At 59.8% G+C, this 24,704-nt stretch carries 17 protein-coding genes and 2 pseudogenes; 7 read left to right on the top strand and 12 right to left on the bottom strand.

Going from position 1 to position 24,704, the window contains the following annotated elements; translation table 11 throughout:
- Positions 1-71: 71 nt before the first annotated feature.
- Entirely contained in the window at positions 72-473 is a 402-nt protein-coding gene (locus ACE2AA_RS15895; protein WP_395372244.1) for a hypothetical protein, read from the bottom strand.
- Positions 367-1,349 (bottom strand): annotated as a pseudogene (locus ACE2AA_RS15900) (IS481 family transposase). Before ACE2AA_RS15900 ends, ACE2AA_RS15895 begins: the two are co-directional and overlap by 107 nt.
- A 226-nt stretch (positions 1,350-1,575) precedes the next feature.
- On the opposite strand from ACE2AA_RS15900, the gene ACE2AA_RS15905 reads away from it, so the two are divergent.
- Positions 1,576-2,625 carry a PAS domain-containing protein gene (locus ACE2AA_RS15905; protein ID WP_395370447.1) on the top strand — a complete coding sequence of 350 codons (1,050 nt, stop codon included), beginning with the start codon at positions 1,576-1,578 and terminating at the stop codon, positions 2,623-2,625.
- Between the two features lie 479 nt (positions 2,626-3,104).
- On the opposite strand, the gene ACE2AA_RS15910 is transcribed toward ACE2AA_RS15905, so the two are convergent.
- Positions 3,105-4,355 carry an IS701-like element IS1452 family transposase gene (locus ACE2AA_RS15910; RefSeq protein ID WP_012812328.1) on the bottom strand — a complete coding sequence of 417 codons (1,251 nt, stop codon included), beginning with the start codon at positions 4,353-4,355 and terminating at the stop codon, positions 3,105-3,107.
- Between the two features lie 119 nt (positions 4,356-4,474).
- Between ACE2AA_RS15910 and ACE2AA_RS15915 the strand changes: the two genes are divergently transcribed.
- The 5 genes from ACE2AA_RS15915 (at position 4,475) to ACE2AA_RS15935 (ending at position 12,597) form a co-directional block, all read left to right on the top strand.
- A protein-coding gene (locus ACE2AA_RS15915; protein WP_395369507.1) for an IS5 family transposase occupies positions 4,475-5,232 on the top strand; the annotation gives its coding sequence in 2 pieces (ribosomal slippage) (positions 4,475-4,793 and positions 4,793-5,232; 759 coding nt in all).
- A 62-nt stretch (positions 5,233-5,294) separates the two neighbouring features.
- Positions 5,295-6,545, top strand: coding sequence for an IS701-like element IS1452 family transposase (locus ACE2AA_RS15920; RefSeq protein ID WP_012812328.1), 1,251 nt, complete (start codon positions 5,295-5,297; stop codon positions 6,543-6,545).
- A 331-nt stretch (positions 6,546-6,876) separates the two neighbouring features.
- Positions 6,877-8,097, top strand: a complete 1,221-nt coding sequence (locus tag ACE2AA_RS15925) for an efflux RND transporter periplasmic adaptor subunit (RefSeq protein WP_395370449.1) — start codon at positions 6,877-6,879, stop codon at positions 8,095-8,097.
- Entirely contained in the window at positions 8,075-11,179 is a 3,105-nt protein-coding gene (locus ACE2AA_RS15930; RefSeq protein ID WP_395370451.1) for an efflux RND transporter permease subunit, read from the top strand. The genes ACE2AA_RS15925 and ACE2AA_RS15930 overlap by 23 nt, the downstream gene beginning before the upstream one ends.
- A complete protein-coding gene (locus ACE2AA_RS15935; RefSeq protein ID WP_395370452.1) occupies positions 11,176-12,597 on the top strand; it encodes an efflux transporter outer membrane subunit in 1,422 nt (473 codons plus the stop codon). Before ACE2AA_RS15930 ends, ACE2AA_RS15935 begins: the two co-directional genes overlap by 4 nt.
- A 64-nt stretch (positions 12,598-12,661) precedes the next feature.
- On the opposite strand, the gene ACE2AA_RS15940 is transcribed toward ACE2AA_RS15935, so the two are convergent.
- A complete protein-coding gene (locus ACE2AA_RS15940; protein ID WP_395370453.1) occupies positions 12,662-13,348 on the bottom strand; it encodes a TetR/AcrR family transcriptional regulator in 687 nt (228 codons plus the stop codon).
- A gap of 317 nt (positions 13,349-13,665) precedes the next feature.
- Between ACE2AA_RS15940 and ACE2AA_RS15945 the strand changes: the two are divergent.
- Positions 13,666-15,000: pseudogene (locus tag ACE2AA_RS15945) on the top strand (transposase).
- A 130-nt stretch (positions 15,001-15,130) separates the two neighbouring features.
- On the opposite strand, the gene ACE2AA_RS15950 reads toward ACE2AA_RS15945, so the two are convergent.
- The 8 genes from ACE2AA_RS15950 to ACE2AA_RS15985 all read right to left on the bottom strand — a co-directional run bounded on the left by ACE2AA_RS15950 (position 15,131) and on the right by ACE2AA_RS15985 (position 24,699).
- A complete protein-coding gene (locus ACE2AA_RS15950; protein WP_395370454.1) occupies positions 15,131-15,358 on the bottom strand; it encodes a hypothetical protein in 228 nt (75 codons plus the stop codon).
- A 156-nt stretch (positions 15,359-15,514) separates the two neighbouring features.
- A complete protein-coding gene (locus ACE2AA_RS15955; RefSeq protein WP_395370455.1) occupies positions 15,515-17,098 on the bottom strand; it encodes a glycoside hydrolase family 32 protein in 1,584 nt (527 codons plus the stop codon).
- Between the two features lie 86 nt (positions 17,099-17,184).
- Positions 17,185-18,876, bottom strand: coding sequence for a glycoside hydrolase family 68 protein (locus tag ACE2AA_RS15960; protein WP_369693089.1), 1,692 nt, complete (start codon positions 18,874-18,876; stop codon positions 17,185-17,187).
- Between the two features lie 298 nt (positions 18,877-19,174).
- The gene (locus ACE2AA_RS15965) at positions 19,175-19,981 is read right to left on the bottom strand and encodes a general secretion pathway protein GspK (protein ID WP_395370457.1); all 807 of its coding nucleotides are present in this window, start codon (positions 19,979-19,981) and stop codon (positions 19,175-19,177) included.
- A gap of 26 nt (positions 19,982-20,007) precedes the next feature.
- Positions 20,008-22,350, bottom strand: a complete 2,343-nt coding sequence (gspD, locus tag ACE2AA_RS15970; protein WP_395370459.1) for a type II secretion system secretin GspD — start codon at positions 22,348-22,350, stop codon at positions 20,008-20,010.
- Positions 22,347-23,009: a hypothetical protein gene (locus tag ACE2AA_RS15975; RefSeq protein ID WP_141302531.1), complete on the bottom strand. Its 663-nt coding sequence runs from the start codon at positions 23,007-23,009 to the stop codon at positions 22,347-22,349. Before ACE2AA_RS15975 ends, gspD begins: the two co-directional genes overlap by 4 nt.
- Positions 23,006-23,611, bottom strand: a complete 606-nt coding sequence (gene gspM / locus ACE2AA_RS15980) for a type II secretion system protein GspM (RefSeq protein ID WP_141302533.1) — start codon at positions 23,609-23,611, stop codon at positions 23,006-23,008. The genes ACE2AA_RS15975 and gspM overlap by 4 nt, the downstream gene beginning before the upstream one ends.
- Positions 23,611-24,699 carry a PilN domain-containing protein gene (locus tag ACE2AA_RS15985; protein ID WP_395370460.1) on the bottom strand — a complete coding sequence of 363 codons (1,089 nt, stop codon included), beginning with the start codon at positions 24,697-24,699 and terminating at the stop codon, positions 23,611-23,613. The genes gspM and ACE2AA_RS15985 overlap by 1 nt, the downstream gene beginning before the upstream one ends.
- Positions 24,700-24,704: the final 5 nt, after the last annotated feature.

Below are 24,704 nucleotides of genomic sequence, written 5' to 3' on the forward strand. Positions count from 1 at the left end.
CCGATCATGTCGGAATGGTGGGCGATATGACATCCATAGGAAAATGAACCGGTCCGCTGGCTGCTGGTCAGTCAGTATTCGTGGAGTATGACATGTTTCTCAAGCAGCTTTACTATCTCCGGGAGATAGATAAGTTCAGGAGCTTTTCGAAGGCAGCAGTTGCATGCAACGTATCGTAGCCTTCTCTCTCGCGCGCCATACGCCTCATGGAGGAAGAGCTTGGCGTTATTCCAACATCTGTTCACATCATCCCCCTTCTTATGGATGCGGTAAAGGAGCATATCGGGGATTTTGTATGTGACGTTCTGGTTCTGTCCAACACAGAGATCGTTGGAAAGCTGAATATAAAGCAGCTGGACATTGGCATCACGTATTGCGCGGAGTGCCCTGGTTGTTTGGTCCCGGGGTTTGATGGGTTGGATTGATGATGAATCTTTCTGGCTCTGAAGTCCAGATCCTGCAGATGTATTCATAGGGCATGAGACCTTTGAGGGTCTTGAGCCTTCATCCAAAATTATAGGCGGCTATGAAATCATTGAGGTGAGTCCTCAACTGCTCATGGCTGTCGTAATGGAAGCGTTTGACAGCTGCTTCCCTGATCGTGCGACACGTCCGCTCGATCTGGCCATTGGTCCAGGGGTGATTGGGCTTTGTCAGGCGCTGCTCGATCCCGTTGGCCTCGCAGATCATGTCGAAACGCATGGAACGTGACCATGCCATACCGCAGTTACGAGGCCGCTCGGCGAACTGGATGCCATTGTCGGTCAGGATGGTATGAATCCGGTAGGGCCCGACACGCAGAAGATGTTCGAGAAACGCCCGGGCTGTTCTTCTGTTGGCCTTGTCCGCGAGTTGCACCACCGCAAACCTGCCTGTCCGGTCTATGGCGACGAAAAGATGCTGCTTGCCTTCAGCGGTCTGGACCCCGGCGATGTCGAGGTGGAAGAACCCGATCGGGTAGCGTTTGAAGCGCTGACGCTTCGGTTTGTCCCCGTCACTGTCAGGCAGGCGTGAAATCCCGTGACGCTGAAGACAGCGATGCAGGGCCGAGCATGTCAGATACGGGATGGTGGCCTGCAATGCATAAAGGCAATCGTCCAGCGGCAGTAAAGCATGCCGACGAAAAGCCACGACCATCGCTTCGTCCGTCCCGGACAGGACCGTTGAGCGCGGCTCTCTGGGGCCGGTCTTCTGATCCCCGCCAGTCTGATGCTTCCGCCACTTCGCCACCGTTTTTGGATTGATCCCGAACGCCTCGCTTGGCGCCGAGAGCGCGAAGCCTGCGATCGCTGTATTGCTGCTCGCACCGCGTGCGTGGTCGTGGCGCTGCCATGACGTATCTGTCCCATAATGCTTCCTTCCACTCGCGTGAAAATGCCACACCATCAAACCCCGGGACTAAACAATTAGGCCGCGCGCGTTCTAACAGACAGCCCGGATATTCATCAAAGGTTAATATGCGCGCCGATCGGGAGTTATTTTTGAGTGCGGATTGACAGATACCGCAATGGAGGCGAAATCGTAATACGGTAGTGCCACGAAGTTGGTAGCGTTCCAATCAGGGGAGTCAGGGACATGGAAGCCGCTGCCAAAATCTATACGAGTATTGTTTTTCCGAATATTCTTTCCGGGACCGACCCGCATTTATTCGACCTGCAGAAGACGATGCTTGATGCCACGCTTGATTGCATCAAGGTCCTGTCTGTTGACGGCAGGCTCCTGACCATGAACCGGGCAGGCTGTCTTGCGCTGAATGTACCTCAGGATTCAGCATTTGGGATGCCGTGGCTCTCCTTGCTGCCGGAAGACGTTCATCAACTTGGCAAGGAAGCACTTCAGAAGGCTGCAGAAGGACATAGCGCGCGCTTCCAGGGAAGGAGTGAATCTCCTGACGGGCTCATGTACTGGGACAACCTGCTGACCCCCCTGGTCGATGCGTCCGGTCGTGTGCTCTCGATCCTGTGTGTCTCACGAGACGTGACCACGAAAACGAAGCTGGAAAAGGAACTGGAAGAGTCAATCAATCGGGAGAAGCTGCTTTCCAACGAGATGCAGCATCGCATCAAGAACCTTTTTTCTGTGGTGGCGGGCCTCATTTCCATTGCCGAGAAGGAAGCCGTCAGGAGCAATACGCAGGATACCGCAACACAAATCCTTCGTGAGAAGCTGGGCGCTCTTTCCCGGGCTTCCGATGCAGTCTTTTCGGGAATCGATAGTGGAGTCTGTGATGCGGGCCAGCCTGACCTTGAAACGCTCGTCCGTTCGGTCTTGCAACCCTACGGGGATCGATGCCTGATTGGCGGCCGACAGGCAGCCATACCCCGCAAGATTATGACGACTTTTGCTCTCTTTCTCCATGAACTTGCAACCAATTCGGTAAAATACGGGGCACTCAGTACCGACGGTGGCGATGTTACAATCCGGTGGAAGGCAGACGGTGATATGCTTGATCTGACCTGGAGCGAAACCGGCGGCCCGAAAATCGCGGCCTCGCCTGAGAGACGAGGTTTTGGTAGCGCGATGGTGGACCGTATCGTTCAGGCTGCCGGCGGCCGGATCGATAGAATTTGGCGGGCGGAAGGACTCGTCGCCGATCTACATTTGCCAATTCCAGCTCAGGATTAGGATCTCTCGTTTCCAGAAGGCACATCATCGAGAGGAAGGCGATATTTTTATCTTGCCGCGCCCATGCTGATGGGCACGGACCTTCTGCCATCGGGATTATGTGGAGAGGCGCGACTATCTGCGCCTCAAGCTTGACGGACCGAGCTTTAACGCCCTGATCCTCGTCAACTTCTTCGGCGATGCGGGCTGACCCTGACCACTTCACGGATGTCGGTCATCGCATACGGTCGTGACCAATGATATGCTGTTCCACACTCATGACCGTCGCGTCCTGATGCAGGACGTGGTGACGTGCATCCGCAACCACACTACCATCGACGATGGTCGGGTCTGTGCGCGGTCGTCATGCCGACCGCTACTTTAGCACTACAGTTGCATTTTGTGTCGTGAGTGAGCGCGGATAGCACTGGCCTGATGCGTTCGTCGAAAGACGGACCATCTGAGGATGTGAGAGACGGGTAGTCTGCGTTGTGCAAGTTTTACGACGAGGCGCCTGATCTCCTGAATGGACCAGCGGACAAGGACTGTCGTGTTCTGAGTTGTGTTTTTTTCGGTTTCAGTGAGTTTGCCTGGTAACGGACACTGGCCATGACGGCATAGGCCAGCATGACCAGAGAGACATGCCGATGCCAACCATGCCAGGAGCGGGTCTCGTTATGATCAAGACCAAATTCGTTTTTGGCCGTCTCGAACCCTTCTTCGATCCTCCAGCGCGTCCCTTCAACGTTCACCAGTTCCTGCGTGGTTGTCCCTTTCGGGCTCCAGGTCGTAAAATAGGCAAGGTCCCCGTCAGCGATGTTTCGGCGGATCAACAGGCCACGTGTCCATGGTCCGGCTATAGGGCAGTCAAATTCTTCAGCATCCAGATCAGCAAGCGGAAGATACGCCCAGTCATAAAGTCGCTCACCTTTTGTGCCGTGCCCCGCTGACAGACGACGCCAGGCCTGGTCTGGCAGTCCTGCTGCAATATCTTTCGCCTCTCCGGCAATCAGCGGTTCCGTTGCCCATGATCCGAACCAGTGATTGCCCTTGACCCCAAGCACATATCCAATTCCTGCCCGGCGAAGCGTGCGTTCTACGTCGCCCACGCCATACACGCTGTCTGCTGCAACCCAGCGGAACGGCACACCGGCCTCAATACTTCGCTCAATCATCATCGAGGCTAACGCCGGTTTGGTTGCAAACACCACGTCATCGGGAACGTGGGCCCGCTTCAGACGCTCAGGCTTTGATGTCCAGTCTTTCGGGAGATACAGGGCGCGGTCAATAAAGGCATGCCCCCGTTCCGAAACATAAGCGCCAAACACACCAATCTGGCAGTTCGTGATCTTGCCGGCAGATCCCGTATACTGCCGCCCCACACCGCAGGACGCCTGACCCTTCTTCAGAAAACCGGTCTCATCAATGACCAGCACGCCCTCTTCAGTGCCCAGATGCTCAATCACATAATCCCTGACGACGTCACGAAGGGCATCGGCATCCCAGTGCCCGCGTCCCAGAAGCGCCTGCTGCCGCCATGGACCAGGATCTCCTGCGGCTTCCGCTCGCATCCATCCCGTCTTGCGTGGTTCATTGCCAATCAAAACATCAAGAAAAGCACAGGCCGAATCTACGACACGTTTTTGCGTGAACAGCGGCGCCATCCGATCCTTGGCGGACCGAAGCGAGCGCGCCCATAATTCCAGCGTCTCTTCAACAGACGTACCGCCACTCATCATATCCTGAATCATGGTTACCCATAGATTCAGAACTCAACACAAAATGCAACTGTAGTGTTAGGTTGTGTCTGCATTCACGGATTCCCTTTGGGTTGAAGTTCTGATTCAAGGCTGTCGAGGGAGGACGAGCCTTGAGCAGACGAACACTGACAGACGAGCAATGGAACCGGATCGAAGGCCATCTTCCCGGCCGGATCGGAACGCCTGGGCGGAGTGGAGTCGACAACCGGTTGTTCGTGGATGCGATCTTGTGGATGGCCAGCAATGCGGCGCGCTGGCGTGACCTGCCAGAGGTGTTCGGTAAATGGACCGCTGTCCATGCTCGTTTTCGACGCTGGTCACACTCTGGTGTCTGGGAAAGGCTTTTCCATGCCCTGGCCGACACTCCGGACTTCGAATACGTCCTGATCGACAGCACCATTTCGAAAGTCCATGCCGATGCGGCCGGCGCAAAAGGGGGGCTGAAACTGCCGCCATCGGTCGTTCACGTGGTGGGTTGACGACCAAACTGCATGCAGTCGTCGATGCGATCGGCCTACCGCTCCGGATTCATCCGACACCGGGGCAATGGGGCGACCGGCCACAGGCCGAGGCGCTCCTGTCCGGCTTGCAGGGTGTGGGCCATGTCATTGCCGATGCCGCTTACGACGCTGACCCACTACGCATTTTCATAGCTGATGACCTCGGGGCAATCGCACAAATCAAAGCCAACCCCAGCCGCGCCATCATGCCTCCGATCAACTGGAGCCTCTACAAGGAACGCCATCAGATCGAATGCTTCTTCAACAAACTCAAACGTTTCCGCAGGATTGCCTTGCGATGCGAGAAAACTCTCCCTGCATTCATGGGGTTCGTCCACCTCGCATGCGCCATGATCTGGCTACGTTGAATGCAGACAGAACCTAACACTACAGTTGCATTTTGTGTTGAGTTCTGAATCTATGGGTAACCATGATTCAGGATATGATGAGTGGCGGTACGTCTGTTGAAGAGACGCTGGAATTATGGGCGCGCTCGCTTCGGTCCGCCAAGGATCGGATGGCGCCGCTGTTCACGCAAAAACGTGTCGTAGATTCGGCCTGTGCTTTTCTTGATGTTTTGATTGGCAATGAACCACGCAAGACGGGATGGATGCGAGCGGAAGCCGCAGGAGATCCTGGTCCATGGCGGCAGCAGGCGCTTCTGGGACGCGGGCACTGGGATGCCGATGCCCTTCGTGACGTCGTCAGGGATTATGTGATTGAGCATCTGGGCACTGAAGAGGGCGTGCTGGTCATTGATGAGACCGGTTTTCTGAAGAAGGGTCAGGCGTCCTGCGGTGTGGGGCGGCAGTATACGGGATCTGCCGGCAAGATCACGAACTGCCAGATTGGTGTGTTTGGCGCTTATGTTTCGGAACGGGGGCATGCCTTTATTGACCGCGCCCTGTATCTCCCGAAAGACTGGACATCAAAGCCTGAGCGTCTGAAGCGGGCCCACGTTCCCGATGACGTGGTGTTTGCAACCAAACCGGCGTTAGCCTCGATGATGATTGAGCGAAGTATTGAGGCCGGTGTGCCGTTCCGCTGGGTTGCAGCAGACAGCGTGTATGGCGTGGGCGACGTAGAACGCACGCTTCGCCGGGCAGGAATTGGATATGTGCTTGGGGTCAAGGGCAATCACTGGTTCGGATCATGGGCAACGGAACCGCTGATTGCCGGAGAGGCGAAAGATATTGCAGCAGGACTGCCAGACCAGGCCTGGCGTCGTCTGTCAGCGGGGCACGGCACAAAAGGTGAGCGACTTTATGACTGGGCGTATCTTCCGCTTGCTGATCTGGATGCTGAAGAATTTGACTGCCCTATAGCCGGACCATGGACACGTGGCCTGTTGATCCGCCGAAACATCGCTGACGGGGACCTTGCCTATTTTACGACCTGGAGCCCGAAAGGGACAACCACGCAGGAACTGGTGAACGTTGAAGGGACGCGCTGGAGGATCGAAGAAGGGTTCGAGACGGCCAAAAACGAATTTGGTCTTGATCATAACGAGACCCGCTCCTGGCATGGTTGGCATCGGCATGTCTCTCTGGTCATGCTGGCCTATGCCGTCATGGCCAGTGTCCGTTACCAGGCAAACTCACTGAAACCGAAAAAAACACAACTCAGAACACGACAGTCCTTGTCCGCTGGTCCATTCAGGAGATCAGGCGCCTCGTCGTAAAACTTGCACAACGCAGACTACCCGTCTCTCACATCCTCAGATGGTCCGTCTTTCGACGAACGCATCAGGCCAGTGCTATCCGCGCTCACTCACGACACAAAATGCAACTGTAGTGCTAAGCCGTCCAGGGAAATGGCCCGGCTGGACACCCACCAGATGGTATCGTCTCGCAATGTAAAAGGATCATTGTTTGTTCCTGTTGCCAGCACATCTGCCGCCAGGGGAATAGCGCCTGAACTTCATTGCAATACGATACGGTCTCGTCTATGTGGGCCATAACGGCTGCGTTCTGCCGCCGGGTTCCGGAAATGACTGAGGGTGGTCGGCATCCATGCAAACCAGACATACTGGCAGTGAGGTCAGGGGCTATGTGAACCCCCCCTTCTTCCTGACCACCATTTTTCATCCGGTCCTGCACAGGGAAGACAGTGCTCCGCCGGACCCGCACTCCATGCCCGCCGTGAAAAAACCGGGTAGCGCTCCGGGCCTGATCCTGTTCTGCCTGCTGCTGTTGCTCTCCGCATGCCATAAAAAGGTGGCGGTGGAGGAAGTCCGGCCCGTCCGCTCCGTTATTGTCGAACCTGCTCCCGATGCAAATGGGGAGGTCGTGACAGGCCAGGTCGCTGCCCATCAGTCCATCAATCTCGCCTTCCGTCTGCCCGGCAAGGTGGCGGAACGTACGGTTTCTGCAGGCAGCATCGTGCATGCGGGGGATGTGCTGGCGCGGCTGGATGATACGGTGCCGCAGCAGACCCTGCGCACCGCGCTGGCGGAAAACGCCACGGCAAGAGCGGCGCTGGAACAGGCTGCCCCCCTGAAGCAGCGCGCCGCGGCCCTGCTGCCGGTGCAGGCGATTTCGCGCAATGATTATGATGATGCGGTTCGCCGGTACAAAACCGCGCAGGATCAGGTGCAGGCCACGCAGGCACAGGTACGCGTGGCGCAGGAACAGCTTGGCTATGCCCGCCTTGTGGCCCCGGAGGACGGCATCGTAACCGACCGGCTGATGGAAGCGGGGGAGGTGGTGGCGGCAGGCCAGCCGGTGCTGCGCATGGCGGCCAATGACGGGCTGGACGCACAGTTCGACATGCCCGAAGCCCTGGCGCAGTCCCGTCTGGCCGTGGGCATGACCATGAAGGTATGTCTGGACGCGGCCCCTGCGGTATGCGCGCCTGCCGCGATCTATGAAATCGCACCCGATACCGATCCGCTGACCCGTACCTATCATACCAGGGCGCTGCTGCGCGCCACGCGGGACACGATGCCGCTGGGGGCGGTGGTGACGGGGCATCTGTCCATACCATCGGCGCCAGCCGTCCATCTGCCTCCCGCGGCCCTGACCATGCAGGATGGCAGACCTGCCGTATGGATCATCGCCCCCGACAGGCTGCGTGTATCCCAACGCCCCGTCACCATCGCACGCTATGGCACCGATGATGTGGTGATCGCATCTGGCCTGAACGCCGGGGACAGGGTGGTGACAGCGGGCGTGCAGGCGCTGTATCCGCAAGAAAAGGTCAGCCTGCTGGATGAAGCCGATGTCCGCCCCTGAGCCACGCGCGCCGGGGGGCATAAACCTGTCCGACTGGTCCATCCGCCATCGCGCGCTGGTCCTGTTCTTCATGATCCTGATCGGTGTTGCGGGCATCCAGTCCTACTTCAGACTGGGCCGGAATGAAGACCCGCCCTTTACCGTCAAGACCATGGTGGTGGAAGCGTTCCTGCCCGGTGCCTCGGTGGAGGAAACCACCCATCAGTTGACCGAGCGCATCGAGAAGAAGCTGCAGGAAACGCCCGACCTCGATTACATCAAAAGCTATACGCTGGCGGGCAAGACCACGATTTTCGTCAACCTGCTGTCGGGTGCGCCCAAGGCGGAAGTGCCCGATATCTGGTACCAGGTGCGCAAGAAGGTGGGCGATATCAGGGCCCAGTTGCCGCAGGGCACGGTCGGCCCGTTCTTTGATGACGAGTTCGGTGATACCTACGGCATCATATACGGCTTTACCGCCGACGGGTTTTCCCATCGCGACCTGCGTGACTATGTCGAGACGGTGCGCGACGAACTGCTGCATGTGCCTGATGTCGCCAAGATCGACACGCTGGGCGCGCAGGATGAGAAGATCTATGTCGATTTCTCCACCCACCACCTGGCCCGGCTGGGCATAAACGGGGCGACGATCGCCGCCGCCCTGCTGGCGCAGAACGCCACGGTGCCATCCGGCGTGATCGATACCGGGCGCGAGCAGATACAGGTCCAGCCCACCGGGCAGTTTGGATCGGTCGCGGATATTGCCAATGTCACGGTCTATGCAGGCAACCGCAAGGTCCGGCTGGGTGACATTGCCACCATCACCCGCACCTATTCCGACCCACCACAGACCATGTTCCGCGTGGGCGGGCATGACGCGATCGGCCTGGCCCTGTCCATGCGCAGCGGTGGCAACGTGCTGGAACTGGAAAAGAACATCACGGCGAAAATGGCCGAACTGCATGCCCGCATGCCCATCGGGATCGAGGCGCATCTGGTCGCCAACCAGCCCAGGGTCGTGCATGACGCGGTGGGCGATTTTACCGAAGCCCTGTTCGAGGCCATCGCCATCGTGCTGGGCATAAGCTTTCTCAGCCTCGGTGGCCGCGCGGGCACGGTGGTCGCGTTCTGCATTCCCTTCGTGCTGGCGGTGGTGTTCGTGTGCATGAAGCTGTTCGGCATCGACCTGCAGCGCGTCTCGCTCGGCGCGCTGATCATCGCCCTCGGCCTGCTGGTCGATGACGCCATGATTACGGTGGAGAGCATGGTCAGCAAGCTGGAGGAAGGCTGGAGCCTGACGCGGGCTGCGACTTACGCTTATGTCTCGACCGCGTTTCCCATGCTGACCGGAACCCTTGTAACCGTGGCGGGATTCATCCCGGTCGGGTTCGCGAAAAGTGTGGCGGGGGAATACACGTTCTCGCTGTTCGCCGTGGTAGGCATGGCGCTGATCGCATCATGGTTCGTCGCCGTGCTGGTGGCGCCCCTGGTGGGCGTGACCATCCTTAAGCAGCGTCCGGCAGCATCCCCCCATGCCCCGCCGGAAGGGCGGCTGCTGCGCGTGTTCAGCCGCGCGTTGCTGTTCACCATGCGTCGACCGCGTGCGACAGTGCTGGCCAGCCTTGCGGCGCTGGTCGTGGCCATTGCGCTCTCGCCGCTGGTGCCGCGACAGTTCTTCCCGTCATCCGACCGGCCGGAACTGCTGGTTGACCTTTCGCTGCGGCAGGGTGCGTCGATCAGGGCGACGGCGGATGTGTCGCGCCGTCTGGACGGCATCCTGCGCAATGATCCCGATATTGACCACTGGAGTTCCTATGTCGGGCGCGGGGCCGTGCGCTTTTACCTGTCGCTTAATGAGCAGTTGCCCAATGATTTCTTTACCCAGACCGTCATTGTTGCAAAAAGTGCCATGGCGCGCGACCGGCTGCGCAGGCGACTGGACGTGGCGTTAAGCCGCGACATGCCCGATGTGGTGCATGGACTGTTCCCGCTGGAACTGGGGCCGCCGGTGGGCTGGCCGGTGCAGTACCGCGTCACGGGCCGCGACCCGGACCGGGTGTGGCATTACGCGCATGACGTGGCGAAGATCATGGCCGACAGCAACCAGTTGCACATGGTCAATTTCGACTGGGGCGACCCCGCGCGCAAGCTGAAGATCGACGTGCGGCAGGATGAAGCGCACCGTCTGGGCCTGTCATCGGGAGCGATTGCGCTGGCCATCAATTCGGCGGTGACCGGGCTTACGGCGACACAGGTGCGCGACAGCATCTATCTGGTCGATGTCGTGCTGCGCGCCAACCATGCCCAGCGTCTGTCGATCGAGGACCTGCGCAACCTCGACATCCGCCTGCCCAATGACCAGACGGTGCCATTGTCCACCGTGGCCAGCGTCTCTTACGTCGAGGATTATCCCCTGATCTGGCGGCGTGACCGGCTGCCGACCCTGACCATACAGGCGCAGCTCCGTGACGGCGTGCAGGCGGATACGGCCGTTGCCACGCTGGCCCGGAAAATCGCGGCGTTCAACGCGGGTCTGCCATCGGGCTACCATGTCGCGGTGGGTGGCACGGTAGAGGAAAGTGCCAGATCCCAGAAATCCGTCATTGCCGTCGTGCCACTCATGGTCCTGGTCATGCTGGGCGTGCTGATGATCCAGTTGCAGGACTTCAGGCGTCTGGCGCTGGTCATCAGTGTTGCGCCCTTCGGCCTGATCGGGGTGGTCGGCGCGCTGTTCCTGACCCAGCGTCCGATGGGGTTCATTGCCATGCTGGGACTGGTGGCGTTGATTGGCATGATCATCCGTAACTCGGTCATTTTGGTGCATCAGATCCAGATCGAGAAGGATCTGGGACAATCGGAATGGGATGCGGTGATGAATGCCGCCAGGATCCGCTTCCGCCCCATCATGCTGACGGCTGTCGCGGCCATCCTTGGCATGCTGCCGATTGCATCGAGCGTGTTCTGGGGGCCGATGGCGGATGTCATCATGGGCGGGCTTGCCGTGGCGACGGTACTGACGCTGATCTTCCTGCCTTCGCTTTACGTGTTGTGGTTCAGGGTGAAGGAAACGCCACCGCCGCAGGTTGAGGGAGCTACCCGATGAAACGCACCCCGATCCTCCTGCTACCCGTGCTGCTGGCGGGCTGCGCATGGCTGGCGCCGGCCTATCACCGGCCACGGATGCCCATGCCCGATAAATGGGGCACGCAGCAGGCCGCTACCGTGCCAGATGGCGGCGAATGGTGGCGCAGCTATGGAGACCCGGTTCTGGACGCGCTGGTGGCGGAAGCGCTGAAGAACAATGATGACCTTGCGCTGGCCGGATCAAAGCTGCAGCAGGCGCGGGCACAGTATAAATATGCTTTCGCCAACCAGTTGCCTTCCATCTCGGTAGCAGGCGCAGATGCCGTTGGCCGCCTGCACCTGAAGGACGACCTGCCGGTCACGCACAAGATGAGCAACCTGGGCTTCGTCGGCGGCATGCTGAATTATGAAGCGGATTTCTGGGGCAAAAATGCCAGTCTGAGCAAGGCGGCGAAAGCGGGCGTTAAGGCGGCGGGTTACGGACACGAGGCCGCCCGGCTGTCCATCGCTGCCGCAACCGCAAAGCTGTATTTCAGCCTGCGCGCGCTGGATCGGCAACGCGAGATTCTGCAACAGACCATCGAGACCCAGACGGCACTCCTGGCGCTTGTGCAGCGCCAGCATGAGGTGGGCGCGGTGGACGCGCTGGTGGTGCAGAATGTAACCGAGCAGCGTGACGCCGCCCAGGCTGCCCTGCCGGATGTGGAGGATCAGCGCGGCAAGGCCGAAAGCGCGCTGGCCGTCATGCTGGGCCGCTCGCCCCAGCAGATCATCGGGCAGGCAATGGAGCGGGGCAGGGACATAGACGCGTTGACAATCCCCATCGCGACGCCGCCGGAAATTCCGTCCACCCTGCTGGAACGCAGGCCCGACATCGCCATGCATGAACAGACGCTGATCGCCAGCAACTTCAATATCGGCTTTGCGCGCGCGGCCTATTTTCCCACCATTTCGCTGGCCAGTCTGGCAGGGGTGAACAACATCGACATCGATAACCTGTATCGCGCCACCACGCGGTCATGGACGCTGGCGGCCTCCATGGCGGCGCCGGTGATGGATTTTGGCCGCACGGCAAGCGGCGTCAAACTGGCGAAAGCCGAGAAGAACGAGCAGATCATCCTGTATAAGCAGAGTATCCGCGCGGCCTTCAAGGAAGTGCATGACGCCCTGCTGGAACAGAACAATGCCCATGAGCGCGAACAGGGCGACGGAGACAGGGAGACAGCCGCCGAAAAAACCGTGGAACTGACGCAGCTGCGGCTGGAACACGGCTATTCCAGCAGGCTGGATGTGCTTTCCGCACAGGTACTCGCGCAGCAGGCGGAACTGGCGCATACGACAGCACTGCTGTCCAGCCTTGATGCGTCGGTTGACATGTACCGGGCGATCGGGGGCGGATTTGACACCAGCGCCCCGCAGGGCAGGAAGCAGAAATAACGGTGGGGCAGAGGGCCTGCGTCCCGGCTATGGGTGCATGCCAGAAGAAACCAGACCGTGTCTTTTACCGGCTCCGTTTGCCGGACGGACTGAAAGCGGGGACCGCCAGTATGCCCGTCATGAAGGCACGCCAGGCGTGGTCGAGGTAGGCGTCGCGCTCCTCTGCCGTTGTCAGGATCCTGCGTCCAAACAGCATCTGCTGGTGGGGACCGCCAAGGCAGAGCGTGGCAAGCATCTGGCTGGTTTCTTCAAGGTCACAACCCACCTTCAGAAGACCCGCCCTGGAGACAGCGGTCAGGAGCTTGCACGTCAGTTTTTCAAGTGGATCAAAGATATGGGCACCGGCATGGTTCACCAAATCCGGAAAACGCCACCCTTCCGCGATGAAGGTGCGGCTCAGCGAAAGTGTTTCGGGGCTGAGAATCAGATCAAGCAGCATCCGCATGGTTTTGTACAGCGCCTGTAGCGGATCGCTGGAAACCATTTCATCTGACGGGGAAGCGGCGAGCAGGAAGCTGTTTCCCAGTTCGGAAATGACCGTCTTGAACAGGTTTTCCTTGGAAGGATGCCGCCGATAGATGGTCTGCTTGCCCACCTTGGCCACGGCCGCGATCTGTTCGACGGATGTGGCCGCGTAGCCCTGCTCCCCAAACAGTCGGGTGGCGGTTTTCAGGATATGGGCGTCCAGTTCTTCCGACATGCGACTGTCGGGCCGACCTGAAAATTTCTTTTTTCTGTCCTGATCCGCCATTCGACCTCCTGTCTGCAGTCCCATCCGATTATAGGGGACGAAATCCTCCCGCAAGGGCTTTCGACAGGACCGACATCCCGTTTGGAGCAGAAAGAAGGCATCATCCTGTTCGCCTGCATTCCATGAATAACGCATCCAGATGACGGTCATGGGAGCTTAACAACCTGTCTGAAAATCAGGGCGTATCGCTGTCTTTGCCCGATGCATATTCTGTTTAGGTACGGTAATGTTTTTCCGCCATAAAGTGATCAGTTTACTGGTTCGGAGGCTGTCGGGTTGGGGTAACGGCCTGTGGAGATCTGCGGTAAGTTTTCAGGATGAGCCGTTTCATCCTGTTTGACCGGTCGCAACCGTATCTTCTGCCGCCGGATCTGAAGTTCTGGCTGCCTGCAGACGATGTAGCGCATTTTATCGTGGCGGCGGTGGAGCGGATGCTGCCAGGGACATTTTTAGTGCCACGGCGGCCTGGCGGCAAGGCGCAGTATCATCCGCGCCTGATGCTGGTGCTGCTGATCTACGCCTATGCGAACGGCGTATTCTCATCGCGTCGGACCGAACGGGCGACGTATCGTGACATCGGCATGCGCTTTGTGGTGGCGAACCTGCATCCTGACCATGACACGATCGCGACGTTCCGGCGCGGCAACCGCGTGGCGATCGAGGCGGCATTCATGCATGTGCTGGAACTGGCACGCGAGACGGGGTTGATGCGGCTGGGCACGGTGTCGATCGACGGCACGAAGATCGATGCCAATGCCTCGAAATACCGTTCCATCCGTTATGACCGCGCGAAAGAACTACGCGAGAAACTGGCCACCGACATCGCCACCCTGATGGAGCGGGCAGAGGCAGCAGATGCGACCGAAACGGATCATCAGGCCTTGCCGGACGAACTGGCCGCCGCGAGGTTCTGAAGGCAAAACTGGATGAAGCCTGCGCGCGGCTGGAAGCGGTGCCCGCAAGCAGGGCGAGGCCGCCAGGCCCGAGTATGAACGTAGGAAAGCGGCCTTTAATGCGAAGCGGGGACGGCGCGGTCGGCCGCCGAAAGCGCCGGACGATGAACCGCCACCAGACCGGCAGATCAATCTGACTGACCCGGACAGCAAGCTGATGCGCCGCTCCGAGGCGCATGAATACCGGCAAGCCTACAATGCCCAGGCCGTGGTTTGTGCCGAGGGTAGCCAGTTGGTCCTGGAAATTGGAGTTGTTGCGACGACGGCGGACGCGCCCGGCTTCGCCGCCACCATCCTGGGCATGGAGAAAAGGATCGGCCTGCCACGAACCGTCCTCGCCGACACGGGTTTCGCCAGCGGCAAAGCCATCGGAACGTTGCAGGCCAGCGGCGTGGATCCGCTGGTCGCCATCGGACGCCCTTTGGATCGGCGCTCTTATGACTTCCGGGCAGAACCGCCACCCAGGGCGTCGCGCCGGATCACCGAACCTTGGCGCCTGGAAATGAAGGCCAGGCTGCAACAGAACCCGGCAAAGGCCCTTTACGCAAGCAGACCGTCGAACCGGTTTTCGGCATCATCAAGAGCGGCATGGGCTTCATCCGCTTCCATCTCCGTGGCCTCGCCAACGTCGCAACCGAATGGACGCTTGTCGCCCTCGCATACAACTGCCGCAGGATCACGCGACTGACGGCCGCATAAACCCCGTCGCCTCTCCCCCTCACTCACCATGACAGCAGAGGCCTATCCGACAGCCTGCCAGGGGCTATTCAGGTCATTTTGGCTGCCTGTGTACCCCCCCCCGTCCGGATGAGGCACGTTTCCATGCTGCTTAACAGCCCGCAAACGTGTCGGCACCCGGGAAACCATTGTACAGGTTATCAAAGGAGCGGTTTTCGGCAAAGATTACGACAACGGTCTGGATCTGGTCCAGGGAATGGGACACGGACCCTGCATGGCTGCCGGTGATGCCGCAGGTCATCGCGGTGGCCAGAAACAGTAGCCCGGTCATGGTCCGGGCCACGGTGCGTCGGCAACTGATGCGCGTCAGGTCCACCATGTTTTTTCCATTCTCCTGAATTCACAGCCGGTCAGGCTGGATGACCTGTCATCCGCGATTTCGGACGATCGGGAAGCCCAACTGGCATTGACTGGTCCTGTCCAGCATTGATGGATGTCCGTACACCCTGTGGGCAACTGCGGGACAGGACAGGTTCTATTCCTGATCGCGGTCCAGAAGCGTTATTTTCATATGACTGAATTCGGTCATGCCATTTTCGGAAAAAGCGATGATGCGGTCGGCATCGGCAGGCGGAAAGACAAGATCCGTTATGACAACCGAACCATTGCGTGACAGAACTTCCACCGAGTTGCGGTCAACAATGACATGCAATGAAACCTCCCCTGTGGGGGCAGGCATATTGACGATATGTTCCTGACTGAATTTGGGCGAGAAGTCAGTCAGACCCGAATGTGACCGGTCGATGACCAGCACATGCTTTTTCATGTCATACGCAATGCTGGTGCCAATGCGGCCATCGGCCGTCGCCCGTACGAATATTCCGGCACGATCCGCGCCGTGCATATGCATGCTCATGTCGATATCCATAACCTGACCACGCGCACGGTCGGGCAACAGATGCCGTCCGGAGGAAAGCTGCAGTCCATCGAAAGACAGCGCCGGCCGGGCAGCGACCAGTGCCATGTAATGCCTGTCAGGTTCCAGGCACAGCTGCGGGCGGCCATCAATTGTCCGAAGGGCCATATCCATGGGCAGGGTCATCTGGCCTTTCCATGGAGATGTCGGTACCTGCGCTGCATAATCCCAGTTGCCCATCCAGCCGATGGTGAGCGGTGTGTTTTCAGGCAGGCCCGCAAACGGGATGGCGGCATAATGGTCCGCCCCGTGATCGAGCCAGTCATGGGCCGCAGGGTCTGAACCCTTGGGCGGCAGTCCTTCCGGCCGGAATGTCGTGCCATCGAAGGAGCCGACAAAATAGAGACTGCCCGACCCGCCTGCGATGCCCCATGGATTGACCCCCAGCATCAGCACCCATTTCTGCTGTGCCGGATTTCCATCCAGTGGCAGGGGAAACAGTGACGGCATTTCCCATAACATGCCCGACCGGACAAAATCTGCAGGCCCGAAATCGCTCAGGAACGTCCAGTCTGTCAGGTTTGATGATTTGTACAGCTTCACGACCGGTGCATTTGCAACGACTGTTGCCATGACCCAGTATCCACCGGGTGCGTACCAGAAAACGCCAGGGTCACGAAAATGGAGTGAGTCAGGTGATAACGTCAGGACAGGATCCTTCTGGCAGGGCTTCCATGTCCGGCCATCATCAAGACTGTAGGCAAGGGACTGGGCCTGCACACCGGGCGCCCTGGGCGCGCCTTGCTTGAAAACGCTGGTGTACAATGCAACCAGTGGCGGGTTATCAGGCGTGCCAAGCCCGGACGTATTATGGGTGTCCACGACGACCGTTCCGGAAAAGATGTCTTTTGTCGCACTGAACGGCAGGGCCACATCCTGTTCATGCCAATGCAGCAGATCCGTGCTGGTCGCGTGCCCCCACGACATGTTGCCCCATTCCGGAGCTACAGGATTGTACTGGTAGAAAAGGTGATAGACCCCCTTGTGGAAAAACGGGCCATTGGGGTCATTCATCCAGTTGCGTCGGGGCGTATAATGCAGCAGCGGCCGCCACTGCGGGGTGGTGGCCTGTAACGGAGGGATCTGTTGCGTGTCGGCTGCCTGCGCCATCGCCAGCGCAGGCAGATTGGTCAGTAATACCATCAATACAGTCCGCCGTATCGTTTCTGCCCGCATATTATTGATGTCTCCCCCTTCAGAATGCAGGCATCATATGAACAGTGGCCGCATTATTGCTGCTGGACGAACGAAGCAAGTGACACATTGGCGCTGGATGACGTTCCGGACCGCAGCAGATCACGCACAAACCCCTGCCAGTCCAGATCATGCCGGTTTGCCGGGATGTTGCCATATCCACCCAGTCCGTTCTGACCGTAAGACAGGTCGATCTGGGTGGTTGCATCACTGATCTGGATCTTTACGGTGGGCGCCAGTGCCCCGCCACGTCGGCCTTCTACCGTGTCGATGAACGATTCAACCAGGCCATTGGGCATTACATAATGCGAATAGGCCTGAAAGGCTCGTGGGTTCTGCTGTGGATCGGGATCAAAATCCGAACCCGCTGCGGTATTGAGGTCGGTGGGGTTGCCCAGTGCCAGACCGCTGCCCCAGTTCAGCGGCTCGAAATCGCTTCTCACGCCATTGCCGACAAAACCGTAGACCCCATCTGGCCCATCAATGCCGGCAGCAAAAGTCGAGCGATGACTGATGGTGAACAGATAGTATTTCCCATCCTTGATATAGACCTGAGGCCGCTCGGTCTGGTCATTGACACAGTTCGCAGAAATAAGGGGTGGCAGGAAACGCCATTGCGTCAGGGAGCTGTCGGTGGATACCGCCAGGCCAATATTGGCTTTCTGGTATGTTGCCCCCGAATTCTGTACGGTATCCAGGTCTTCGGCATATGGGTCGCCCGCCTGATAGCCAAGATCGGCTGCCGTGCAGTCCTTGGCGCCGCGTTCGCCTGCCGTGTTCCCTTCGAATACCATGAATGTCTGTCCGGGGTTCTGCGGATCCTCGAACGTGAAGGGGTCGCGGAAGGAATAGAATTCATTCTGCTGCCCGGTCTGGTAATAGGTTCCATCAGGCTGCAGCAGGCCGGTATGGTTGTTGAAACCGGTAAACCAGACATGGTTCAGGTCCGCATGGATCCGGCCGTTCGCCTTGGAAATGATCGCAACGGGGGGCGCGACGTTTGCACCATCCGCCGTGCGGTTGAAGCCAAGTGCGGTATAAAACACCGCCACCTCGTTCCCGTCCGTTTTCAGCAGGCGGGTCGATCCCGACCATTCGGCATTGTTGGTCAGTGTTGTGGAACCGAATACCTTTACGCTGGCTCCGTCGGGGAACAGGTGACCACCATATATCCAGCCCCCGTTACGCGGCCGCGCCGAAGCGGGGATGCCTGCACGGCGATAGAAATAACTGATACGTGCATGCACGTGCCGGTCATCAAACGTGTATCCGGCATTGGGGTCAGCCGTAAGCGCGAAAATGACTTCCCATCCATTGTAGCTGAACTGGTTGGCGTGGGCATCGATCAACGTCCATGTATCCCATAGCCAGACATCGGGGTTCGTCTGGGGAAAGTCGGCGGGTATATCGGGCATTGTCACGCTGGTCGGCATGGAATTAGCTCCTACCGCAACATTCGGGTCGGATCGGGCCTTGATCTGCCGCGCATCCGCACGTGTCCACCGGGAGGTGAACGTGTCGAACGGGCTATAGGCCTGTTGCGAATGGGTCGTGGGCGCCGGAAAACCGGGAACCGGGGTTACTGCGGTCTGCGCGTGCGCCATGGTAAAGGGGATATAGCCCGCAATGCTACTGGCAAGGACCAGCCTGATGGCGGTCCCATATACTTTTCGGCCAGAATGACCGTTGCCGATTATTCTGGGGACATCCTGATTGGAAATTTCCATTTTTACGTACTCCGGCATAGGATGAACCCGCACTTCAGACGCCGTGCCGAAGTATACGGGTTATGGACTCGACGTCATTACTTGTTCCATATCATTATTTCTGGATATTTCAGGGCATAAGAACACGATCATGACTGTCGCGTCTATTTTCGTTTTATTTGAGAATCATCTTGCCATATTTCAAGAATATACAGGCATGAGATCTCGTGTCTCGAACGGCAGGGTTATGGACAGGTTGCCCGGACAGAAAAATATTTTAACTGATTTTTAATGCAGCCCCGAAGCACAGCCATACGTTTTATTTTCCTACAGGAATGTCCCATTCCAGTAATCTGACGGGGACTGCAGAGTTATCAGCAGGTGCCTTCATGATGATCGCATGACGGAAGGCGCGTGCGCCGGACCTGTCTATCGCAGCAGCTTCAATACTGACCACCCGCTCGGCCCGGGGCATTCCACCAGTGGGAAAAGTGTTCCCAACGCTCATCATGGCCTGACGCACCACCGGATCAGCCTGTTCGACAACCGGTTCATCATCCCAGTATATGCTCAGATGCGGTATAAGCCGGGCTGCGATTACGGGCGTCATGCCAAGCACCAGACGCAGTTCCCCCACGCTCTGGAACGGTGCGCCCGGCGGTCCGTAGGGCCGGCCGGCCGTGACATAGGCGGCCATTGTGCCGGGCAGTGCTGCACTGTCAGATGATGCCGGGAAGCGCCACGCACGGATATTGAGGGTGAGCGCCTGCGCTTCGTGCATATCCGACCCTGTCGCCCGTAACAGCGCCAGCAGCAGCCCGGTTGAGGCAATGTTGGGATTGATTTTTCCCGCTTCACTGGTGATCCGCAGGTCCAGGCGGGTGTTTCCGTGCCGGATCAGGTGATCGGTTCCATCCGCCCCCCAATGCCCGGCCGAAGTATCAAGCAGGTGGAACGCTGCTTCCCATATCCCTCCATCGGCTTCCTGCTGCAGGCGTGCATGAAGGCGCAGCATGTCGGTCGTATGTATCTGCCCCCGTCCTGCGGATGCGATGGCAAATGCCAGAAATGACAGCAGGACCACCGTCCATAATACGATCAGCAGTGCGAAACCACCATCGGTCATGGTTCGCAGGCATGGCGGTGGGGTTTTCATGGCCCCAGACCGACGCCACGTCGGATGCGGGCCTGCGGGTCGGCGCTGCCGGTGGAACGCATGTTCAGCAGTTCATCGGGCACGCCTGCCGCATTGGGCAATGCATCGCGCAGGTCGGCGGTCAGCGCCTGTGCATCACGCTGGTCATGCATGACATGGGGGGTAATGAGAACCAGCAGTTCCGTGCGCTGGCGGTTATTGCTCTGGTCGCCTGCCAGTATGCCCAGCACCGGGATATCCTTCAGCCATGGAATGCCACTGTTGTTACGTGAAGATGTATCGGTAATCAGCCCGGCCAGCCCCAGCGTCTGCCCGTCCTGTATGACCACGCGGGAAGTGACGGAGCGGTCATTGAAGGTCGGGTTGACCGTGCTGGATGATGTGGAACTGACCGAACTGACTTCCTGCGAAATATCCAGCGTCACCAGTCCGCCGTTATTGACCCGTGGCGTCACCTGCATGATGACCCCGGTGGGCTGGTACGTGAACTGGTTGTAGATCGAGGTCCCGATCGTGCTGGACTGTGATCCCGTCTGGATCGGAACAAGCTGTCCCACCTGCAGGCGCGCGGGCTGGTTGTCCAGCACCATGATCTGGGGCGAGGACAGGACATGTACCTTTGTCACATTCTGCAGTGCGTCCAGGGCGATGGGGGCGCCCCCGCTGCCACTTGCGCTGCCGATTATGAAACCGGGCAGGGTATGACTGAACGCGGCGGAGGCCAGCTTGCCGGTGGTAATGGTCTGGCTGCTGCTGCTCAGGACCCCGTTGATGCCACCCGACTTGAAAAAGAACTGCGTGCCGTAGCGCAGGGCGTCATTCAGTTGCACTTCGGCAATCACGGCATCGATGCGTACCTGCACGGGCAGGATGTCCACCTTGCGCAGCATGTCTTCAATCGTGTCGTTTTCCTGATCGGTGGCATAGATCAGCAGTGCATTATGCTGGGGGCTGGGGATGATCCGCATGCCCCGGACCCGACCGTTTCCCCCGGCGGTATTATCAAGGCCGCCCAGAAGTGGATTGGCGTTCGCAGGCTGCGTGCCGCCAGCCGCACCGCCCTGTGCGCCGGGTTGTGTGACACCGGACATCATGCCCGTGCCGGCCCCCAGTCCGGCCCCGCCACCCGGCGTGCTGCCGGATTGCATGCCCCCCACCCCCCCCAGTCCGGACAGGCCTCCACCCATGCCCGTGGTGCCCTGCTGGCCCGCACCGGGAATATTTGCCTGTGGTGGCTGGGTGGGCTGGGCTGTCACATCGTCAGGGGTAAAGGCCTGCTGCAGGATATAGGCCGCGTCATTGGCATTGGTATTCTGGATATAATAGACATGCCATGTACGCATTGTCGTCCGCCGGGTCCGTTCCAGCAGGTCGAACAGCCGACGCGTGTCGGTAATGTATCGGGCGGAACTGGCCACAATCAGCACGGCGTCCACGCGCGACATCGCAATGACCCGTACCATCTGCGCCAGTGTGCCGCCATGACCGCGCAGGGCTTCCTGCAACGCCGTGGCCATGTCGCGTGCCGCACCGGAGGAGACGGGAAGGAGGGCATAGGACTGTCCCGCCAGCATATCGACATCGAAGGCGTGTATAAGATCCACGATCGTATTGCGCGTGACGGGATCGCCGGCGACAAGCAGTGCATTCGCTCCGCTGACCGCGCTGACATGGCCGCTGCCCTGCATGAAGGGTTGCAGCGCCTTGGCAAGGTCTTCCGCCCCGGCATAGCGCAGGGGTACCATGATGCTGCCCGCCATTGCCGGATCTTCCGCCAGCCCCACCGGACTGCCGCCAGCGGTACCCGCCCCGGCAGCGGTGCCCGCAGGTCTGCCGGCACCGGGCGTTACCCGGTACAGGTCGCCCATCCGGCCCAGTGTAGCACCCACTTCCGACAGGAGCATCTGCAGGACTGGCAGCATTTCACCGGCCAGTAGTGGTGTTGCGGTATGCAGTGTGACCGTGCCTGTTACGGCTGGATCGATCGTGTAATTGACGTGCAGCACATTGCCCAATATCTGCGCCACGACATCACGGATATCCGTATCGGCAAAATCCAGCGTCACGGTTCCCGATGGGGTCGTCTGTACTTCGTGACCCAGACGGGGGCTGCTGTCTCGGCCATAGCTGACCTGTGCCGTCATGGGACGATCGGTCGATCCGACCGGCCCGTTCACCGGGGGTTCGGCCCCGCCATGCAGCAACTGGGGACCGGGCAGTGGCGATACCTTGGGCGGTGCGCCCGTATCGCATCCTGTCACGGACATGCACACCAGCAGGGCGGCACACCACCCGGACAGGGTGGCGAAGCGGGTAGGGGCAACAGAAAATGGGTTCATGGATGCGACCGGGCCGGAGGGGGCGGGGGAACGGGAAAGCGGGCTTCAGGGAGTGTAATGGCATCATCCGGACCGGCAGACGCATCGTCGCCCTGCAGGCTGCCTGGTGGGGCGCGTTTGCTACCACCGCGCTCCCGATCAGGACGCAGTTCCGTCATGCCATGACTGCCTTCCACGCCCACTGTTCCCGGTCCGATCCGGCGTATGCGCCATGGCCCGATCACGTCCCCCTCACGCGCCAGTATGCCGCGACTGCCTGCAACCACGGGATTGCCGGGGCCGTGCATGGCGCCCGATGGAACTGCGCCGCGGGGCAGGGAAAAGATGGCAGTCCTGCTGCCGCCCGGTCCGACCACGATGCCACTCAGCCGCATGCCCGGCATGGCCATGGTACCGTTATTCGCCGGGCGACGGGAGGGAACGAACAGGGGCCGCTGGAGGATGGTCGGCAACAGGCCTTCCAGCCGGTCTGTCCCATTCTGCCCGCCCCCCTGCGCCATGGGCAGTCCCCTGAGGATATCGGGTTGCGCAGGCTGGTGGGGGGCGGCGGGACTGCGGCATTCTTCAATCACAATGCCCGCCAGCATCACGCCACAGCAGACCAGCGCCAGCAGGCCGGCAGGAACGGGCAGCCGGCGGGGCAGGGAAGGGCGGATCATTGCGCCCCCTTGCGCGGCGTGCTGCTTTCCGGCCTGTAGGCAATGACGGTCATGGCCGTATCCAGCATGGGACTGTCGCGCCGCGCCCCTGCGGCAAGGTGCAGTTGCAGTTCATCAACCACCATTGCTGGCGTCGCCCGCGCAATTGCATCCAGCAGCCGGACATCCGTTTCAAAGGAAACCGTGGTGGCAATCCGCACGCTGATGCGGTGATAGGCCCCTGATTGCACGGCGGGCAGGGTTTCCACACTCGACAGTGTCGCGCCCAGCGCAGATGCCATTTCCTGCACCCGGTCCTGCAACGCGGCGGCGGTAACCGTATCGTTGGCCCCGTTGAGGAAAAACGACGGCGTGGGGCGGGATGTCGCGGCCCGCTGGCGCAGGGCGGGCAGGGCCGCCGCCAGTTCGGTCATGCGGGCGGTCATTGCGGTGCGCATGGCCAGTGTTTCGGCCCGTTGATGGTACCAGCCCATCAGTGGCAGCGCGATGCCGTTCCACATCACCAGAATGACGATACCCGTCATGGCGCATGCCAGTATCCTGCCCGGCCGCCCTTCGGGCAGGATGCCCTGTGTCATGGTGGGGGGCTGCAGGGAAACCATCAGCGTTTTCCCACCGTAGCCTGTATGGAAAACTGGCTGTAGCCCCGGTCGCTGGACTGGGTGACGGGGGCCGCGAAGGATGGTGCCACAAAAACCGGGTCGGCGTTCATCGCCTGTATGACCGCAGTCGTCGCATGCGACTGGCCGCTTATCAGCAGTCGTCCCTGCTGCAGGGACAGGTCGGTCAGGTAGGTCTCATCGGACAGGGCCGTGGTCAGGGCGTCGAGTATGACAAGGGGATTACCCAGTCTCTGCTGTTCGGCGCGCATAAGGTTTCGTCCTGCGGCTTCGCCCTGTATGTCCTGCCTGATGCGGGTCGCGGCCTGTGCCGGGGCACGCACACTGGCCATGCGGCGGTCCAGCCGTGCGTAAGCCACGGACTGCAATACAAAGGGCAGGATCAGGGCCACGACCGCCAGCCCACCGCATGTCGCTGCCGCCCCGGTAAGAAGGTGCCGGGTGCGGCGCTGCGCCTCTGATCCCCGCCGTGTCAGCGAAAGGCGCAGGGGATTATGACCGGGACGGGGGATTTCCAGCGCCACTGGCTCCATGCCGACTGTGCGCAGGACGGGCAGTAACCCACGCAGTGCCGCGGTCGGAACAAGTGAAAGAAGCACATGCAGCCGTCCCGCCGCCATGTCCCGGCGCATGACCCGTGCGCCGAAAACAACATCCGCCGCGACAAAGGGCGTCAGGCGGTCCATTTCGTAGGTCAGTACATGGTCAAGGGAGTGTTCCGCTGCTGGCGGCAGGATCACTTCACGTTCCAGCAGCATCGCGGGATCTGGATGCAGGATGACTTCCCTGCGACCATGGGTTGTCACGATCGCCGCCAGCGCGTCGTGCATGGTGGACTGATCGGGCGCCGGTATGTCCCCATCATCCGCCTGCCGCGCAGGGGTGGGCACGGACATGGCCGTTCCGTCCGGCAGGCGCAGCATGATCCTATCGGGCAGGTAGTCGATCATGTAGCCATCGAATGCACGGCTTTCATGCCTGAGCCACGCAGGCATGAGGTCGCGCATCTGTCGTAACCACCAGTCCCGCACGTCGCGTATTTTCATGGTCAGGGAAACTCTCGCATCCATGGTGT

The sequence above is a fragment of the Komagataeibacter diospyri genome (assembly GCF_043995075.1).
In the GTDB taxonomy this organism is placed as follows: Bacteria; Pseudomonadota; Alphaproteobacteria; order Acetobacterales; family Acetobacteraceae; genus Komagataeibacter; species Komagataeibacter diospyri.

Bases quoted from the DNA above. Each gene is read 5' to 3' on its own strand.
- ACE2AA_RS15895 (WP_395372244.1), bottom strand. From the start codon at position 473: ATGAATACATCTGCAGGATCTGGACTTCAGAGCCAGAAAGATTCATCA.
- ACE2AA_RS15905 (WP_395370447.1), top strand. From the start codon at position 1,576: ATGGAAGCCGCTGCCAAAATCTATACGAGTATTGTTTTTCCGAATATT.
- ACE2AA_RS15910 (WP_012812328.1), bottom strand. From the start codon at position 4,355: ATGATTCAGGATATGATGAGTGGCGGTACGTCTGTTGAAGAGACGCTG.
- ACE2AA_RS15920 (WP_012812328.1), top strand. From the start codon at position 5,295: ATGATTCAGGATATGATGAGTGGCGGTACGTCTGTTGAAGAGACGCTG.
- ACE2AA_RS15925 (WP_395370449.1), top strand. From the start codon at position 6,877: ATGCAAACCAGACATACTGGCAGTGAGGTCAGGGGCTATGTGAACCCC.
- ACE2AA_RS15930 (WP_395370451.1), top strand. From the start codon at position 8,075: ATGAAGCCGATGTCCGCCCCTGAGCCACGCGCGCCGGGGGGCATAAAC.
- ACE2AA_RS15935 (WP_395370452.1), top strand. From the start codon at position 11,176: ATGAAACGCACCCCGATCCTCCTGCTACCCGTGCTGCTGGCGGGCTGC.
- ACE2AA_RS15940 (WP_395370453.1), bottom strand. From the start codon at position 13,348: ATGGCGGATCAGGACAGAAAAAAGAAATTTTCAGGTCGGCCCGACAGT.
- ACE2AA_RS15950 (WP_395370454.1), bottom strand. From the start codon at position 15,358: ATGGTGGACCTGACGCGCATCAGTTGCCGACGCACCGTGGCCCGGACC.
- ACE2AA_RS15955 (WP_395370455.1), bottom strand. From the start codon at position 17,098: ATGGTATTACTGACCAATCTGCCTGCGCTGGCGATGGCGCAGGCAGCC.
- ACE2AA_RS15960 (WP_369693089.1), bottom strand. From the start codon at position 18,876: ATGGAAATTTCCAATCAGGATGTCCCCAGAATAATCGGCAACGGTCAT.
- ACE2AA_RS15965 (WP_395370457.1), bottom strand. From the start codon at position 19,981: ATGACCGATGGTGGTTTCGCACTGCTGATCGTATTATGGACGGTGGTC.
- gspD (WP_395370459.1), bottom strand. From the start codon at position 22,350: ATGAACCCATTTTCTGTTGCCCCTACCCGCTTCGCCACCCTGTCCGGG.
- ACE2AA_RS15975 (WP_141302531.1), bottom strand. From the start codon at position 23,009: ATGATCCGCCCTTCCCTGCCCCGCCGGCTGCCCGTTCCTGCCGGCCTG.
- gspM (WP_141302533.1), bottom strand. From the start codon at position 23,611: ATGGTTTCCCTGCAGCCCCCCACCATGACACAGGGCATCCTGCCCGAA.
- ACE2AA_RS15985 (WP_395370460.1), bottom strand. From the start codon at position 24,699: ATGGATGCGAGAGTTTCCCTGACCATGAAAATACGCGACGTGCGGGAC.